The 18,154-nt window shown below is 40.3% G+C and carries 10 protein-coding genes; all 10 read left to right on the top strand.

The window, feature by feature from the left end:
- The first annotated feature begins 216 nt into the window (after positions 1-216).
- Positions 217-1,095, top strand: a complete 879-nt coding sequence (locus BUB03_RS08475; protein ID WP_073061969.1) for an AraC family transcriptional regulator — start codon at positions 217-219, stop codon at positions 1,093-1,095.
- A gap of 395 nt (positions 1,096-1,490) precedes the next feature.
- Positions 1,491-4,391, top strand: a complete 2,901-nt coding sequence (locus BUB03_RS08470) for a SusC/RagA family TonB-linked outer membrane protein (RefSeq protein WP_175547493.1) — start codon at positions 1,491-1,493, stop codon at positions 4,389-4,391.
- Positions 4,392-4,402: 11 nt separating this feature from the next.
- Complete coding sequence (locus BUB03_RS08465; protein WP_073061966.1) at positions 4,403-6,031, top strand: SusD/RagB family nutrient-binding outer membrane lipoprotein; 1,629 nt, start codon at positions 4,403-4,405, stop codon at positions 6,029-6,031.
- A gap of 185 nt (positions 6,032-6,216) precedes the next feature.
- Positions 6,217-7,509, top strand: a complete 1,293-nt coding sequence (locus BUB03_RS08460) for an MFS transporter (RefSeq protein ID WP_073061963.1) — start codon at positions 6,217-6,219, stop codon at positions 7,507-7,509.
- A 41-nt stretch (positions 7,510-7,550) separates the two neighbouring features.
- Complete coding sequence (locus BUB03_RS08455; protein WP_073061960.1) at positions 7,551-8,522, top strand: glycoside hydrolase family 130 protein; 972 nt, start codon at positions 7,551-7,553, stop codon at positions 8,520-8,522.
- A 129-nt stretch (positions 8,523-8,651) separates the two neighbouring features.
- Entirely contained in the window at positions 8,652-10,886 is a 2,235-nt protein-coding gene (locus BUB03_RS08450; protein ID WP_073062718.1) for a GH92 family glycosyl hydrolase, read from the top strand.
- A gap of 31 nt (positions 10,887-10,917) precedes the next feature.
- Positions 10,918-12,345, top strand: coding sequence for a glycoside hydrolase family 125 protein (locus BUB03_RS08445; protein WP_073061957.1), 1,428 nt, complete (start codon positions 10,918-10,920; stop codon positions 12,343-12,345).
- A gap of 189 nt (positions 12,346-12,534) precedes the next feature.
- The gene (locus tag BUB03_RS08440; RefSeq protein ID WP_073061955.1) at positions 12,535-14,667 is read left to right on the top strand and encodes an endo-beta-N-acetylglucosaminidase H; all 2,133 of its coding nucleotides are present in this window, start codon (positions 12,535-12,537) and stop codon (positions 14,665-14,667) included.
- 57 nt (positions 14,668-14,724) lie between these two features.
- Complete coding sequence (locus BUB03_RS08435) at positions 14,725-17,139, top strand: endo-beta-N-acetylglucosaminidase H (protein ID WP_073061952.1); 2,415 nt, start codon at positions 14,725-14,727, stop codon at positions 17,137-17,139.
- A gap of 138 nt (positions 17,140-17,277) precedes the next feature.
- Entirely contained in the window at positions 17,278-18,153 is an 876-nt protein-coding gene (locus BUB03_RS08430; RefSeq protein WP_073061950.1) for an ROK family protein, read from the top strand.
- The last annotated feature ends 1 nt before the right edge of the window (position 18,154 follow it).

Genomic DNA, 18,154 nt, shown 5'->3' with positions numbered 1-18,154 from the left:
AAAGATACAAAAGAATACTTTACCGGCATTAATAAGTAAACCGGCCTTTAAAAATTTGGAATTGGAAATTTTGGGAACAGATATTTTCTGTTTTTCTTTTACTTTTTTAATAAAAAAACAAAAAAAGTAAAAATTATATAGTAGTTATTGGGTTTTTTATCAAATTTGTAAAAAAATACTGTATTGAATTATAACTTTAATTTCTTCAAAAATTAGATGAGCAAGCTAGAAAATATTTTGAGAGAAATAACCCCATTATCTCCAGAGGACAGTTTTCTTGTGTTTGACCGGATAAAGGCATCTTTTGATTTTCCCTATCATTATCATCCGGAGATCGAGATCAATTTTATCAGCAAAGGCAAGGGATATCGCAGGATGATTGGTGACCACACCGGTGAGATCGACGATATTGAACTGGTTTTGGTAGGACCTAATCTTCCGCACTGCTGGGCGAATTACAGATGCAAAAACAGGAAGACCCATGAAATTACGGTTCAGTTCAATCAGGACTTTTTTAATCAGTCCATGATGGACAAAAATATTTTGAAGCCTATCAGTAATCTGATGAAAGAATCCATTCGGGGAATACTGTTTTCCCAGGAAACGGCGGAAAAGCTTAAAGATTCTTTTTTCAATTTGTCCAAAATGAACAGCTTTGAATCCTTTATCGAGATCATGAAGATTCTCAACGAGCTGGCTGTCGCAGAAGACAAAACCCTTTTATCTTCCTACAGTATAGAGTTGGAGACCTTTGCTGATAATGATAAAATGAAGATTGTCCATGATTTTGTCCATAAAAATTTTGAAAGCAAAATAACACTTCATGATGCGGCATCCCTTATTAATATGAGCAGTGTGACTTTCAACAGGTTCATTAAGAAAAGAACGGGCAAGACTTTTGTGAATTACTTAAACGAGATCAGGATCAGTTATGCTGCACGATGGCTGATGGAGAAGAATCTCACCGTTTTTGAAACTGCATTTGAGGCAGGCTTCAATAATATCGCTAATTTTAATAAAGTTTTCAAATCCATTAAAAAAACAACTCCTACTGAATTTAAAGAACTTTTTAAAGGAGTTAAAAAAATAGAATAATACGTTAATGAAAATGTACGTTTCTGTCAGTAAATCCGGGTAATTATATCCGGATTTTTTATGTTATCCAATGTATTTTAATCAAAAAATGCAAAAAAAGCATCATATTACTGATTGTAAGTCATAGAGTTTGTTTATCTTATTTTGCTGAAAATCAGCTTTTAAATGCGTGCTTTTGAAAGTATGTGAAAAAATAATATCGTTTTATGATAAAATAGCATTATATCTGGCTGTCAACAAAATTTAGATTTGCTAATATGAATTAAATCTTAACAAAACTTTAATTATTTGATGCAAATGTTGCTGAAAAATGAAGATAAATATCATTTTGAAATGCATACAATATTTAAAGCGATGTAATTGATTCTCAAATAAATCTTAATAAAACTAACCTTATGAGAAAAACTGTTATACCGGTTTTATTAGCTATTTCTTTATCTGCTTACGCACAGGAAACAAAAACGGCAGATACTGCTAAAACAACCAAAATAGAAGAGGTGGTTGTTACTTCTTTGGGGATAAAAAGGCAGGTACGGTCCTTAACGTACTCCAGCCAGCAGATAGGAGGGGATGAGCTGACAGAAGTAAAAACACCCAATCTTTTGAATTCAATCAACGGAAAGGTTTCCAATGTACAGATTAATAAAACCAATGGTGGTGTAGGTGGATCCGTGAGGGTGGTAATGAGAGGAGATAAATCTACGAGAAACAGCCAGCCGTTGTATGTAATTGATGGGATTCCAATCATTAACAACACAAAGGGGCCCAATGTAGATTTTTTTGCTTCCATGCCGGATACAGGAGATGTATTAAGTACAATCAATCCCGAGGATATTGAAAGCATCAACTTCCTTAAAGGCGCTTCAGCAGCAGCATTATATGGGGCTGCGGGAGGTAACGGTGCTGTTTTGATTGTGACTAAAAAAGGAAAGACAGGTAGAAGTAAATTATCTTATACAACCAGTTTAACCCTTGACCGGGCTTATAGCCTTCCTGAACTACAGTACAGTTATCTGCAGAGTATTCCTTACGACCATGCGGCAGGACAAACAGGTTCTCAGCAAAGCTGGGGAGCAAAAGGAGCTTCAAAAGATTATCTCAAAGATTTCTTACAGACCGGAACTACATGGGTTAACAATCTTTCATTCCAGTCAGGAAATGAAAAATCCAATAACTTTTTCTCTATAGGGAATACGACAAATAAAGGGATCATTCCTACATCAGTATTTGATCAGTACAATATTAATTTCAGAAATTCGAGTAAATTTCTTGATGATAAGCTGACCCTTGATGCCAACTTCATGGGATCTTTACAAAACAGCAAAAACAGGCTGACTCCGGGTTCTTATTATTCCCCGCTTGTAAACCTGTATTGGCTGCCAAGAGGTGTTGATTTCGATCAGTTCAGCGGATCAAACTATGCATATCAGAATAATAACAGACTGCTTCCCGCACAGAACTGGTGGGCAATAAAACCAGATGGAAGTTTTAGCGTGGAATCTCAAAACCCGTATTGGATTCTTTACAAAAACCCTGTAACAACAAAGAATAAAAATCTTTACAGTGCAGCGACATTGAGCTATCAGATTAATCCTTGGCTGTCTGCCAGGGTAAGAGGAAATTACAACTATACTACCTCAGACAGCCAGCGTAATGTGGCCGTTTATTCCTTACCTGTTTTATTGGGTGGAAATGATAACGGTAAGATTTACAAAGATGTGATTGAAAGCACATCTACTTACGGAGATGCATTATTAATCGGAAGCCCGAAAATTACCGATGATATTTCTTTGGATTTTACGGTAGGTGGAAGTATAAATACACAAAGATATGAATCAAGCAGCTTAGAGAATAACCTTTTGGTGATTCCTAACTTGTTTGAATTGAATAATTTACAATGGCCGGGCCAGAATGGAAATGGAGTAAGCTACGTAATATACAGAACAAAAAAACAGACCCAGTCCGTTTTTGCAAGTGCCAACTTAGGATATAAAAAATTCCTATATCTTGATCTTACATTTAGAAATGACTGGGACTCTACGCTTTCAGGAACCGGCAGGATTTCTTTTGATTATGAATCGATTGGTTTAAATGCGATCTTATCAGAAATCTTTAATATTTCAGAATCCATCAATTTCTGGAAGGTGAGAGCCTCCTATGCAGAAGTTGGAAACGGGCTGTATTCCAACCTGACAGCTCCTAATATTTACCGTTACCAGGTAAATGCAGGGACTATGATTACGCCTAATTCATCACCGGTTACCAACCCGGAATTTTCTGAACTCTTTGCGAAACCGGAACTTAACAAAACTTTTGAGGCAGGAACAGAACTTAAACTTTTAAATAACCGGTTAAGCTTTGACTTCACTTATTATAATTCAGTAGTATCCAATCAGCTTTTACAGGCAGTGGAAATATCTTCCAACTTAGGATTTGGAACCGGAAGATTTGATGTTAATGCCGGAAAAATTCAGAATGTAGGATTTGAATCCAGTTTATCTTATAAAGTATTTGCAGGAAGTAAATTTGACTGGACAACCACGATAAATGCTTCTGCTAATAAAAATACGATTAAAGAACTTTTCCCATCCAGATTACAGATTCCTGCAGACAAAACCTTTGTGCTTGCAGGAGGGGGATATAACAGATTAAAAGTAGGAGGGTCATTCGGTGATATTTACGGATCAGTATTCAAAAGAGATGGTCAGGGAAGAATTATTGTAGATGCAGACGGTGTTCCGTTAAGAGATGAGAACCAGGTTCAGTATCTTGGAAATCCGAACCCTAAATTTATCCTTGGGTTCAACAACTCTTTCAATATAGGAAAATTAGGAATCAGTTTCCTTATTGACGGAAAATTTGGTGGAAAAGTATTAGGCTATACCCAGGCTAAAAATGATCAGTATGGAGTGAGCAAGGCTACCGCGGATGCCCGTGATAACGGAGGAGTATCCATTCCAAATGCAGTTTACGAAAACGGTACTCCTTATACAGGATTGACTGATGCCGAAAAATACTATTCAAAAGTATCAGGATCTATTGATGAGCCATACATGTATAAAGCAACAGCCGTGCGTCTGAGACAGGCTTCAATTTCATATACATTTGGAGTGAATTCAAAATACATGGAAAATGCAACGATAAGTTTAATCGGAAGCAATCTGTTTTTCTTTTATAAAGATGCTCCGTTTGATCCCGAACAAGTATCAGGAGTTAATCCTGGAGGGGTAGGTATCGATATGTTTGGAATGCCGATTACCAGATCAGTTGGTCTGTCATTAAAAGCTAACTTCTAATTTTAAGAACAATGAAAATATCATATATTAAAGCCGTATCAATCAGTACATTCATGCTGCTTTCTGCTATAAGCTGCACGAGCGAATTTGATAAATATAATCAGGAGTACATCGGAGGGCCTGAGAATTTCAATGCCGATTTCACCCAGATTGTAAATCCCCTGAAATTGATGCAGAGAAACCAGCAAAGCTCTACCAACTGGATCTATCAGCTGCAGACCAACCTTAACGCGGACATGTACAGCGGATTATTCAGTACAGCTACACCTTATAACGGAGGAAGAAATAATACCACGTATTTTATTATGGATGGCTGGAACGAAAGAATTATGATGACACAGCTGGAGGATGTTTTTGACAAATCAAAGACCATCAACAATGTGATCAAAGAAAACTACCCGGGGATCAATTTTAAGGCATCTCTTGCTGTTGCAAGAATTCTTAAAGTAATCTCTGCAAGTAAAGTCTCAGATGCACACGGACCTATCATTTACAGTAAATTTGAAACCCCTAATCCTTCAACAGGAATTACCGATTTCGATTCACAGCAGGAAGCTTATAACAATTTCATTGCAGACCTTACCTCTGCCATTTCAGACCTGCAGCAGACTCCGGGCGTTGAAGATAAGGCCGTTATCACTAAATCGGATCTTATATATGGCGGTAACCTGGCCAACTGGGCAAAACTTGCCAATTCCTTAAAATTAAGATTTGCCATGAGAATGAGTTATGCCGACCCTGCCAAATCAAGATTGTATGCAGAACAAGCTTTAGCATCTCCTGCTGGTTTTATTGATGACAATTCTGCCAATGCACTGATTAACTATGGAGGAGCTTCTCCTCTCAGCGATATTATTTATTCATGGGGAGACTGTAAAATCGGGGCACCATTAATGGCATTTATGAATGGTTTTAATGATCCGAGAAGATCTGCTTATGCCAAACCAGCTACCGATCCTAGTGTAGCCGGGCAATATATAGGAATAAGACAAGGAGTTGATATGGGAGGAAGTAAAGATAGATATGGAGACTTCTCCCAGCCTATCGCTGCATCTGCCAACGGAGACTACTTTTCGAATAGCAATGGTAAAAATAAAGTGTTTACTGCCGCAGAAATATGGTTCCTGAAAGCGGAAGCTGCCATCAGAGGCTATGCCGGAGCAGGAGATGCAGGAACAAACTACAACAAAGGCATCGAAATGTCATTTGCTGAATGGGGGAAAAGTGCATCCTATGCAACTTATGTAGCAGATGCTGTTTCTAAGGAGGCCCCTTACATTGATCCTAAAAATGCATCAAACAGTATTCTTGCGGGAAGCCCGATGCTGAGCACCATTACCATCAAATGGAACGAAGGTGATTCTTTTGAAAGAAAATTAGAAAGGATTATGACCCAGAAATGGATCGCTATTTATCCTGACGGATCTGAGGCATGGGCAGAACAGAGAAGAACCGGATATCCTGTTATTTTCAAAAACGTTCTCAATGACAGCCAGGGGACCATCAGTACTGATGCTATGATCAGAAGAGTTCCTATCCCGACCAAATACAGAAACAATACTTTGAACTATGCCCAGGCGCTGCAATATCTTGGAGGCCCTGATACAGGTGGAACCAAGTTGTGGTGGGACAAAAAGTAATAATTTTGGCAGATCAATTATAAAGATAAAGAGGCCGTCTCAAAAGTTAGATTTAATTTTGGTTTTTTCATTCCGGTAGAAGAAATTTCTGATATACGTTAGTTTAGATTCTTCAATTTTAGTTTCGTTTCAATGCGGGATGATCCTTTTGAGAGGCTCTCTTTTTCTTTAATATTAGTATAAACATGGGAAACAACAGCTCTGAAAATCAGTCGGTAAAACCGATATTCTGGATATCAACATTATATTTTGCAATGGGAATTCCCTTTGTAACTATTAATGCAGTCTCCGGGATCATGTACAAAGACATGGGAATTTCAGATTCCAAAATCACATTCTGGACCGCCCTGATTATGTTTTCCTGGACATTGAAACCTCTTTGGAGCCCTTTCCTGGAAATCTATAAAACAAAGAAATTCTTTGTTGTAGCCACCCAGTTTGCCATAGGGATTCTATTCGCGCTCATTGCTCTAAGCTTACCGATGCAGGATTTTTTCAGGTACAGCATCGCCCTTTTTGCAGTCGTTGCATTTTGTGGTGCTACACACGATATAGCTGCAGACGGAACTTATATCAATTTTCTGACGAATAAAGAACAGGCAAAATATATCGGTTGGCAGGGCGCTTTTTATAACCTGGCAAAGATTATCAGCAGTGGGGTTCTGGTCTATTTAGCCGGAGTTCTGGAAAAAACACATGGGGTAACGAATGCCTGGATGATCATCATGGGGATTTATGGGCTTCTGTTTTTGGTTTTAGCTGTTTACCATTACGCTGTTTTGCCAAAAGAAAATAAGAGTAAAGAGCCAAAAGAATTAAGAAAATCAAGAAATGTTCGCAAAGAACTCTTGGAAGTGATCACTTCTTTCTTCCAAAAAAAGAATATCCTGTGGGCTGTACTGTTCATTATTCTTTACCGCTTTGCAGAAGGGTTTGCCATAAAGATTGCACCCTTATTTTTCAAAGCGCCGAGAACCTCAGGAGGCCTTGGGTTATCCACGTCGGATATCGGGCTTATTTATGGAACTTATGGTTCAGCGGCATTTATTTTAGGATCCGTGCTGGCAGGTTATTTCATTGCAGCAAGAGGACTGAAAAGATCATTGATCTGGCTGTGCTCGGCCTTTAATATTCCATTTGTGGTCTATGCATTACTGGCTCATTTTCAGCCGTCGGAGTTGCTTCCGGTGGGCATTGCAGTAGTTGTGGAATATTTTGGCTACGGATTCGGATTTGTAGGGCTGATGCTCTATATCATGCAGCAAATTGCACCCGGCGAGCACAAAACAGCCCATTATGCTTTTGCTACTGGCATTATGAACCTTGGAGTAATGATTCCCGGAATGTTCAGCGGGATGATAAGCGACTGGGTAGGCTACAAAATGTTTTTTATCTGGGTCCTGATTGCTACCATACCGGCATTTGCCGCGACACTGCTCGTTCCGTTCTCATATCCTGAACAACCAAAAGAACACTAAATCATTTATCAAATACATTAAATAAAAAGTAAAAATACTTTATGACATTTCAACCAGCAAAGATCCCTTGGCAGGATCGTCCGGAAGACAGCCGCGATATTATGTGGCGCTACTCTGCAAATCCTATTATCAACAGATATGCGATCCCTACATCCAACAGTATTTTCAATAGTGCAGTAGTTCCTTTTGAGGATGGGTTCGCAGGAGTTTTCCGTTGCGATAACAAAGCGGTACAGATGAATATTTTTGCAGGTTTCAGTAAAGATGGGATCAATTGGGAAATCAACCACGAGCCTATCGACATGAAAGCCGGAAATACCGAAATGATAGAATCCGATTATAAATACGATCCCCGTGTTGCCTTTATAGAAGACCGTTACTGGATCACATGGTGCAACGGATATCACGGACCAACGATCGGGATTGCCTATACTTTTGATTTTAAAGAATTCTTTCAGTGCGAAAATGCATTTTTACCATTTAACAGAAACGGAGTTCTTTTTCCTGAAAAAATAAACGGTAAATATGCAATGCTGAGCAGACCGAGTGATAATGGACATACCCCTTTCGGAGATATCTATATCAGCTACAGCCCGGATATGAAATACTGGGGCGAGCACAGATGTGTAATGAAAGTGGCTCCGTTTGAAGACAGCGCATGGCAGTGTACAAAAATCGGAGCAGGACCTGTTCCTATCAAAACAGAAGAAGGGTGGCTGCTTTTCTATCATGGTGTAATCAATACCTGCAGAGGTTTCCGTTATTCTATGGGAGCTTCGCTGCTGGATCTTGAAGACCCGTCAAAAGTATTGTACAGAACAAAACCTTACTTACTGGCTCCGGCTGAATTGTATGAGCTTACAGGAGACATCCCGAATGTAGTGTTTCCGTGCGCGGCACTTTCAGAAGGAGATAAGGTGACAGTATATTATGGTGCGGCGGATACCGTTGTAGCTATAGCGTTTGGATATATTTCAGAAATCATTGATTTCATGAAAAAGAACTCACTCTAAATGGATTAAAAACCAATGGAATATGCCCGTCAACTTTATTTTTCCGCTTGTTGAAATCATTGTTGAGGTTTTTATATTGTTAAATAAACTCCTATCTTGAGGAATTTTTAAGATTTCCGTATTATGATTATGAAAAAAGAACTGCTTGTATTTTTATTAATTGCTCTCGTTTCCCATACCGGAAATGCCCAGCAACGGAAAGATGATATTCTTTCCTGGGTAGATCCCTTTATAGGAACCGGCGGACATGGCCATACATTCCCGGGGGCTACCACTCCTTTCGGAATGATCCAGCTTAGCCCGGACCAGAATACTAAAAGCGGTGACTGGGACTGGTGTTCGGGATATCATTACAGCAGTAAAACCATTATGGGATTCAGCCATAATCATCTCAGCGGAACAGGCTGGGCAGATCTTGGGGATATCCTGGTGATGCCAACCGTAGGAAATATAAAAATGGTTCCGGGTACAGAAGACAAACCGGAAAGCGGCTACCGTTCATCATTCAGTCATGATAAAGAAACTGCTTCACCGGGATATTATTCAGTTATGCTGGACAGTTACGGAATTAAGGCCGAACTGACCGCTTCCCCAAGGGTAGGATTTCACAAATATACTTTCCCGAAAAGTGATGAAGCAAATATAATCATAGATCCTACCAATAAAATTTTCGGAAATATTTATCATACACTGGTAAGCATCGAAGGAAACAATAAGATCAAAGGATACTGCTACAGCAACGGCTGGGGAGGAAAAAGATTCGCCTATTTTGTGATGGAATTTTCAAAACCTTTCAAATCTTACGGAACGTATTCGGAAGGAAAGATAAAAGAGAACGAAAAGATTGCACTTGCCAAAGACGCCAAAGCTTTCGTAAGATTTTCTACTCAGGAAAATGAGAGCATAGAAGTTAAAGTATCCCTGTCTCCGGAAAGCACGGAAGGGGCACAGCAAAACTTTGATACTGAAGCAAAAAACGTAGACTTTGCAAAAGCTAAAGAAACTGCCCAGAAAACATGGAGAGATCTTATCAGCAGATTCCAGGTGACGGGAGGTACAGATGACCAGAGAAAAATTTTCTATACAGGAGTGTATCATACCTTCATAGCACCTAACCTGTATATGGATACCAACGGAGATTATGTTGCCGCAGAGGAAAACATGAACACCAAATGGTTTACCAACTACAGTACCTATTCCTATTGGGACGGCTTCAGGGCAACACACCCTTTGCTTACCATTATGGATCAGAAACATACGAAAGAATTTGCCAATTCCCTGATCAGCAGGTATACAGACCGTAAAGATCATATGCCGATCTGGGAACTGTGCGGATATGATAATTTCTGTATGCTCGGATATCACAGCGTATCGGTAATCTGGGATGCCATTTCCAAAGGCGTACCGGGAATAGATCAGGAAAAAGCCTTTGCAGCGATGAAAGATGCTTCCTTAACAGATAAAATGAGCAGCAGCGATGGAGGCGGAGGTCTTAATGATTACATCAAACTAGGTTATACACCATCCGAAAACGGAGCTTCAGTTTCTGCAACCCTGGAATATGCCTACGATGACTGGTGTATCCAGCAACTTGCCGAGAAACTGGGTAAAAAAGAAGAAGCGGAAGTTTATAAGAAACGTTCCATGAACTTCCTGAATACCTTCAACAAAGAAAACAGTCATTTCTGGCCAAGACAGAAGAACGGTGAATTCCTTGCTGATTTTAAACTAAACGATTGGAAAAAATTGCAGCCACACTGGGTTTCCGGAAATATCTGGGCTTATGATTTCTTTGTTCCCCATCAGATCGATGAAATGATGAATTTGTATGGCGGAAAAAAAGGTTTTGAAGAAAAACTGGATAAAACCTTTACCGAAGCTTTAAAAATGGAGGGGGAGCAGCATGTGGATATTTCAGGATTCATCGGCTCTCTGGGATTTGGTGATGAGCCGGGACATCATGTTCCTTACCTGTATAATTATGCAGGAAGTCCTTACAAAACCCAGAAAATGGTAAAATTCATCTGCGACAATATGTACGCAGCAAAACCGGACGGAATTGTCAATAATGAAGACTGTGGCCAAATGTCTGCATGGTATATTTTCTCATCATTAGGATTTTACCCTGTAACTCCGGGAAAGCCTGTTTATGCCATTGGAGCACCACAGTTTCCTAAAGCATCTTTAAAGCTGGAAAACGGGAAAACATTCACCGTCATTGCAGATAAAATATCAGATAAAAACATCTACGTTCAGAAAATATTTTTGAATGGTAAAGAGTTCAAAAGCTGGGAAATCAGCCACAGCGATATCATGAACGGTGGTGAACTGAAATTTGTAATGGGAAGCAAGCCCGTAAAATAAATCAATAAAAAATTAAATCAATAAAAGTATAATGGAAAGGAGAAATTTTATAAAGACAAGTGCGCTGGCAGGAGCGGGATTACTCTTTACTCAGAACGTTTTTGCGAAAACGCTGGGTACAGAAGATTTCCCTGTTGTCCGTGTTACCAAAGATAAAAGACATTTTACCAGTGAAGCGGTAGAAAGTGCAATTGCAGCTTTTAAAAAGAAAGTGAAAAATAAGGAACTTGTCTGGCTCTTCGAAAACTGTTTCCCCAATACATTAGATACTACCGTTTTTTATAAAGAGACCAACGGAATTCCGGATACTTATGTAATTACCGGGGATATTGATGCCATGTGGCTTCGCGACAGCTCTGCACAGGTCTTCCCTTATCTGCAGTTCTCAAAAAAAGACGAAAAATTACATAAACTCATCTCAGGAGTCATCCATAAACAGACAGAATTTATCCTGAAAGATCCATATGCCAACGCTTTTTATAACGATGAAAATAAAATAAGCAAATGGGAAGAATACGATCATACAGATATGAAGCCGGGCATCCACGAAAGAAAGTGGGAAATAGATTCACTTTGCTATCCTATCCGTCTTGCGTATCATTTCTGGAAAACAACAGGGGATACCAAACCATTTGATACCAACTGGTTGCAGGGAATCAAGCTTACCTTACAGACCTTTACAGAACAGCAGAGAAAAACAGGTTTAGGACCTTATCAATTTGAACGTACAACAGCCTGGGCTACAGACGGAATTCCAATGGGAGGATACGGTTATCCTACAAATCCGGGTGGACTTATCAATTCCATGTTCCGTCCGAGTGATGATGCTACCATCTACGCTTTCCTGATACCATCCAATTTATTTGCGGTAGTAAGCCTACGCCAGGCGGCAGAAATGGTTTCCAAGATTAAAAATGAGCAAAAGCTTGCCCAGCAGCTGAACAGCCTTGCCGATGAGGTAGATGCCGCCATCAAAAAATACGGAATCTACGATCATCCGGAATACGGAAAAATATACGCCTTTGAAACCAACGGATTCGGAAGCTACAACCTGATGGATGATGCCAACTGTCCGAGCTTGCTAGGATTACCCTATCTGGATGCTGTAAAAGCAGACGATCCCGTTTACCTGAATACGAGAAAATACGTTTGGTCAAAAGACAACCCGTTCTTCTTCAAAGGAAAACTGGCAGAAGGAATTGGTGGACCACATATTGGGCTTGATATGATATGGCCGATGAGTATCATCATGAAAGCACTTACTTCCAACGACAAGAAGGAGATAAAATGGTGTATAGAAACTTTACAGAAAACCCACGGTGGAACAGGATTTATGCATGAATCCTTCCACAAGGACAACGATAAGAAATTTACTAGGGAATGGTTTGCCTGGGCCAACACATTGTTTGGAGAACTGTTATGGAAAACCTTTAACGAGAATCAGGATTTACTGACTTAGATTCGATATTTGCAGCAGGTGGCAGCATGCCCTTTATTCCCGTTTTTTTAGTTTCAGTGTTTTACAAAAATTTCATTGAAGGAATCTCATATGAAATTTTTCGGTCAGCAGCTGATCATTTTTCTTCCTTTCCGGAGAGGAGAAAGATGAATAGATATCAATACATCAAAACAACTTAAAAAAAACATTATGAAAAAAGCCATTACTATGTTGATCGTAATGATCATTCATGCCATTCCTGTGCTGAATGCGCAGCAGCTTAACCCTACGGGAATATGCTACGTGGAAGTAAACAACAACAATATCCTGAATGCAGGCTCATACAAGCTGCAGACATCAGGTAAATATTTGTTTAATGTTGTCAATATTTTCGCAGCCAATATCAATTACGATACAGGCAGAGGCAGACCTTACCTGTACTGTAACAATAACGTTACAAAAGTACTGACCAATGCAGATACCTACATAAAACCGCTTCAGGCAAAAGGAATGAAGGTAGTGCTGACCATTTTGGGAAACCATCAGGGAGCAGGCCTTTGTAATTTTCCTACCCGTGAATCGGCCAGGGATTTTGCCCAACAGCTTGCCCACACTGTGAATACTTACGGTCTGGACGGAATCGACTTTGATGATGAATATTCTGATTATGGAAATAATGGAACAGGACAGCCCAATGCAAGCTCTTTTGTGATGCTTGTACAGGAATTAAAAGCCTTATTGCCGGATAAAATGATTACTTTTTATTACTATGGCCCGGCAGCTTCAAGACTTTCATGGAACGGACTTAGAGTAGGAGACTATGTCAACTACAGCTGGAATGCCAATTATGGAACTTTTTCTGCACCTAATGTTCCGCCCCTTACCAATGCACAGATCTCTCCGGCAGCAGTATGGCTGGGAAATACTTCCAATTCCACTACAACCAGCCTGGCTACCCAGACGAAGAACGGCGGATACGGAGTATTTATGTGGTATGATCTTCATGGAACCAATGAAACATCACAGCTTTCAGCAGGAACACAGACATTATATGGGGAGCAGACTGTCTTAAGCACTGCTTTACAGTCATGGACACAGGGGACCAATTGTGATGCTCCTATCGGACTATTTACCAGCAACCTTACGGGTACAAGTGCAAAATTAAACTGGTCAGCCGTAGGAACCAGCACTTATGATGTGGATTATAAACCGGCTACTTCTGCCACATGGACGAATGCTGCAACTGCTACAACTGCTACGTCGGTAACCATCTCAGGATTGACAGCCAATACGGAATACGACTGGAGAATCAGAACCAACTGTAGCGTAAAAAGTACCTATATGTTTGCCCCGAGATTCAACAGCGGGACAGGAACGGCTCCTTCCGGATCTACCTCTCTTTCACTTGATGGAAGCACAGAATCAGGTGCTGCGGGAAACCTGAACTTAACCGGTTCGGCATTATCACTGGAAGGATGGATAAAGCCATCTTCTTTTAAATCAGCATCACCTTATATTTCGTCTCTTTGGGGAACGGAGGTAAGCGACAGCAATTCAGCATTTTTAAGACTGGGCGATGCCAATATTGCCAATAATAAACTTCAGTTTGTATTGAGTATCAATAATGTACAGCAAAAACTAACCGCTGCTACAGCATTGAATGCCAACACATGGTATCATGTGGCGGCGACTTATGATGGCTCAACCATGAAAATTTATATCAATGGAGTTCTTGATGCAAGCAAATCCCAGACGGGAAGTGTGAATTCCAACGGAGCATTTAACGTAGGATATTTGTATAATACATCAAGGAATTTCAATGGTAAGGTAGATGAGGTACGTGTTTGGAAAAGGGCATTAAGCCAGACGGAAATCAGCCAGAATATGTGTAATGTGACCCTACCGGCCACCTCTCTTGCTGCCTACTGGAAATTTAACGAAGGAAGCGGTTCTTCGGTTCAGGACAGCTCAGGAAATGGAGTAACGTTGACGCTTACCGGTATCGATGCTTCCAACTGGGGAACAGATATACCATGTCCGGCAGGCTCTACAACAGCAAGAAATCAAAATACAAGCCTGGAGGAAGTTACAGCTAAAAAACAAGTGAAATTATACCCGAATCCTGTAAGCAAATCTTCTCCGTTTACAGTTTCAGTTCCGGAAGAATACAACAAAGGGAAATTAACGGTATATAGCCTTACCGGCAACCCTCTGAACACAAATACAATCAATGCAGGAGATCAGCAATATGATCTTTCAAGACTTAAAGAAGGTACTTATATCATTCAGTTTGAATCCCAGAACGGAAGCCTTAAGCAGACTGAAAAATTAATTATAAAATAAAAAAATCACCATCGCCGGGCTCCGGCCCGGCGGTTTTACTGAAACTAAATTAATACTATGAAAAACAAATCTATTCTTGCCGCCCTGATCTTACTGGTCGTTCACGGGGCATCCTTGTTTAAAGCTCAGCAGCTCAATCCTGTAGGGGTCTGCTATGTCGAGGTGAACAACAATAATATGCTGAATGCAGGATCGTATACTTTGCAGAACACAAACAGACAGCTTTTTGATGTGGCTATTATCTTTGCCGCCAATATCAACTATGATGTTTCCAAAAGCAGAGCTTATATTTCGAATAACAATAACGTAACCAAAGTACTGAATGACGTCAATACCTACGTTCGTCCCTTACAGCAGAAAGGAATAAAGGTACTTCTGGACATTCTCGGAAACCATCAGGGAGCCGGAATTTCAAATTTCCCGAACCGGGAAGCTGCACGTGATTTCGCACAACAGCTCGCGCATACTGTATACACGTATGGTTTGGATGGGGTGGATCTTGACGATGAATATGCAGGCTACGGAAACAACGGAACGGGACAGCCCAATAGCAGCTCTTTTGTCATGCTGTTACAGGAACTTAAACTGGCCATGCCTGATAAGCTGATCACTTTCTATTATTTAGGACCTGCCACTTCAAGACAAAGCTACAATGGTGATGCAGCCGGAAATTATATCAATTACAGCTGGAATCCTTATTATGGAACTTACAGTGCGCCTTCTGTACCGCCTCTTACCAAGTCTAAACTTTCTGCGGCTGCTACATGGATACAGAACTCAAACCCTCAGTCTACTTCTGCTGCTACACTTTCCACTTTGGCTACCAATACAATCAATGACGGTTACGGCGTTTTTATGTGGTATGATCTTAACGGAGTTAATAATGCAAGCTATTTAAGCACTGGGTCGAATATTCTTTACAACGAAAATACCCTTCTTTCCGGGCCGCTTTATTCCTGGAGCCAGGGGACCGCTTGTGATCCGCCTCTTGGGCTGGAAGCGGCTAACCTTACAGGAACTTCAGCCACCTTAAAATGGACTTCAAACGGAAGCATAACCTATAATATTGATTATAAGCCGGCCAGTTCAACAACATGGATCAATGCTGCCAATAATTATTCAGGAAGCAGCATTACCATCAGTGGTTTGGCAATGAATACAGATTACGACTGGAGAATACAATCCAATTGCTCCGCAACACTCACAAGTACCTATTTATTTGCACCGAGATTCAATTCGGGAAACGGATGCGCGGCACCGTCAGGCCTGAAATCCGGAAGCTTTTTGGGAACCACCACTAATGTGTCATGGGATGCGGTACCAAGCGCAACTTCATATAATTTACAATACAAAACAGCTGCAGCAACTACATGGATTGATGTTCAGAATATTTCTGCAAATTCTTATACCCTTCCGGGCCTTACAGAAAATACAAATTACGTTTGGAAAGTACAGGCTGTATGCGGAGGAGGCAATACAAGCACCTATTCTGCCGAAGCTGCATTTAACAGCGGATTTGCTCCTGTACAGAGTCCCGGGGCAAGATCCCTCTCTTTCAACGGAAGCACCAACTACCTGAATGCAGGGCAGTTTAATCTTAGCGGAAATGCCATAACTTTCGAAGGATGGGTAAAAGTAAATGCTTTTAAAACAGCGTTTCCCTATATTTCATCAGTAATTGGCATTGAAGTGGGGGATAGTAATTCTGCAATGCTCAGGTTTGGGGACGGAAATCTGGCCAATAACAGGCTGCAGTTTATATTAAGCTTCGGATCTTCTCAGGTAAAACTGAACAGTGTTGCAGCATTGGCAACTAATACATGGAATCATATTGCTGCCACCTACGATGGATCAACCATGAAAATTTATATCAATGGAGTGCTTGATGCCAGTGTAGCGGCTTCCGGAAACTTTACAGCAAATGGAATTCTTTATCTGGCCAGAAACTATGACAATTCGCGTACCCTTAACGGATTCCTGGATGAATTCAGAGTTTGGAAAAGAGCATTGACAGCCTCAGAAATTCTTGCCAACAACTGCAACGTTCCGGCCGGTTCTCCCAATCTTGAAGCGAACTGGAAAATGAACGAAGGCAGCGGAAACGGAGCTCTGGATGCTACAGCAAATACTCATTTTGCAACTCTGATCAATATGTCAGCTGCGAACTGGAGAACAGATGTAGCCTGTGCTGCTGCGCTTTCCACGAAAGATATTGATTCAGAAAAAAATAATATAGCTTCTGCATACCCCAATCCGGTTAAAAAAGGAAATGATATTCACTTTACCATTAAAGATAACACTGCCAGCGAGATTGCATTATATGATATGGCAGGAAAATTAATCGTAAACAAGAAAATTGATAAAAATGATATGCGGATCAGTACCGGTAATTTATCTTCAGGAACTTATGTTTATAAGATCAATTCAAAAGAAGGACAGATGAAATCTTCGGGAAAGGTGATCATAGAGTAAAAATTGAATCCTCAACAGGCGTATAAAAAGTAAAATAAAATTAGGGGATTTAGGATGGCAGGCGGGAAGTAATTACTTTCCTGTCTGTCCCTTTTAATGAAAAAGAATAACTTATACAGAATATAAAGAAAGAATATAATGCAGAATATAGTAGGAATAGACATCGGCGGTTCGCACATTACCATGGCACAGGTTGACCCTGAAAAACGTGAAATCATCAGTTCTACTTATGTAAGAGAACATGTTGATTCCTTCGGGACACGCGAAACCATTTTTTCTGCCTGGGTCTCAGCCATTGAAAAGGTGATCCATGATCTTGTCAGAAACGAGCTTCTGATCGGTATAGCCATGCCCGGTCCTTTTGATTATGAAAATGGAATATCGCTGATGCAGCAGGGAAAATTTATTGATATCTATAAGGTCAATATCAAAGAAGAGCTAGCCCAAAGACTTTCCGTTTCCCCGGATCAGATTCATTTTGTAAATGATGCCGGAGCTTTCCTTGAAGGAGAAGTTTTTGGAGGTTGTGTACAGGAATATAATAAGATTTTTGGAGTAACCCTCGGGACAGGTCTCGGAACAGCCTTCTATAATGGAGAAACAGCTTCAGATGAAGATTTATGGGATTCGCCTTTCAAAGATTCCATCTGTGAAGATTATCTGGCAACACGCTGGTTTGTCAATCAGTATGCAGCCTTAACCGGTAAGAAAATTTCCGGTACCAAAGACCTGCTGGACGAGCCGGAAGATATACAGACTCAGATATTTGACGAGTATGCAGATTCCTTTGCCGGGTTCATTATAAAATATGTAAAGGACTATAACCCCGAAGTGCTGGTCATAGGCGGAAATATCGCAAAAGTGTATCCTTACTTTAAAAAGAGGTTAAATCAGCATTTGGAAGAGCATAAAATCAATCTTCCTATTAAAATTTCTGCTATTTTTGAAGATGCGGCCATTCTTGGTGCAGCAGGGTATGCTTTGAAGAAAGCCAGGATCAATTTAACAAAATGAT

This window comes from Chryseobacterium oranimense, assembly GCF_900129755.1.
Taxonomy (GTDB): domain Bacteria; phylum Bacteroidota; class Bacteroidia; order Flavobacteriales; family Weeksellaceae; genus Chryseobacterium; species Chryseobacterium oranimense.
The sequence above is the reverse complement of the archived record's forward strand: the minus strand, read 5'-3'. Positions and strand labels throughout refer to the sequence as shown.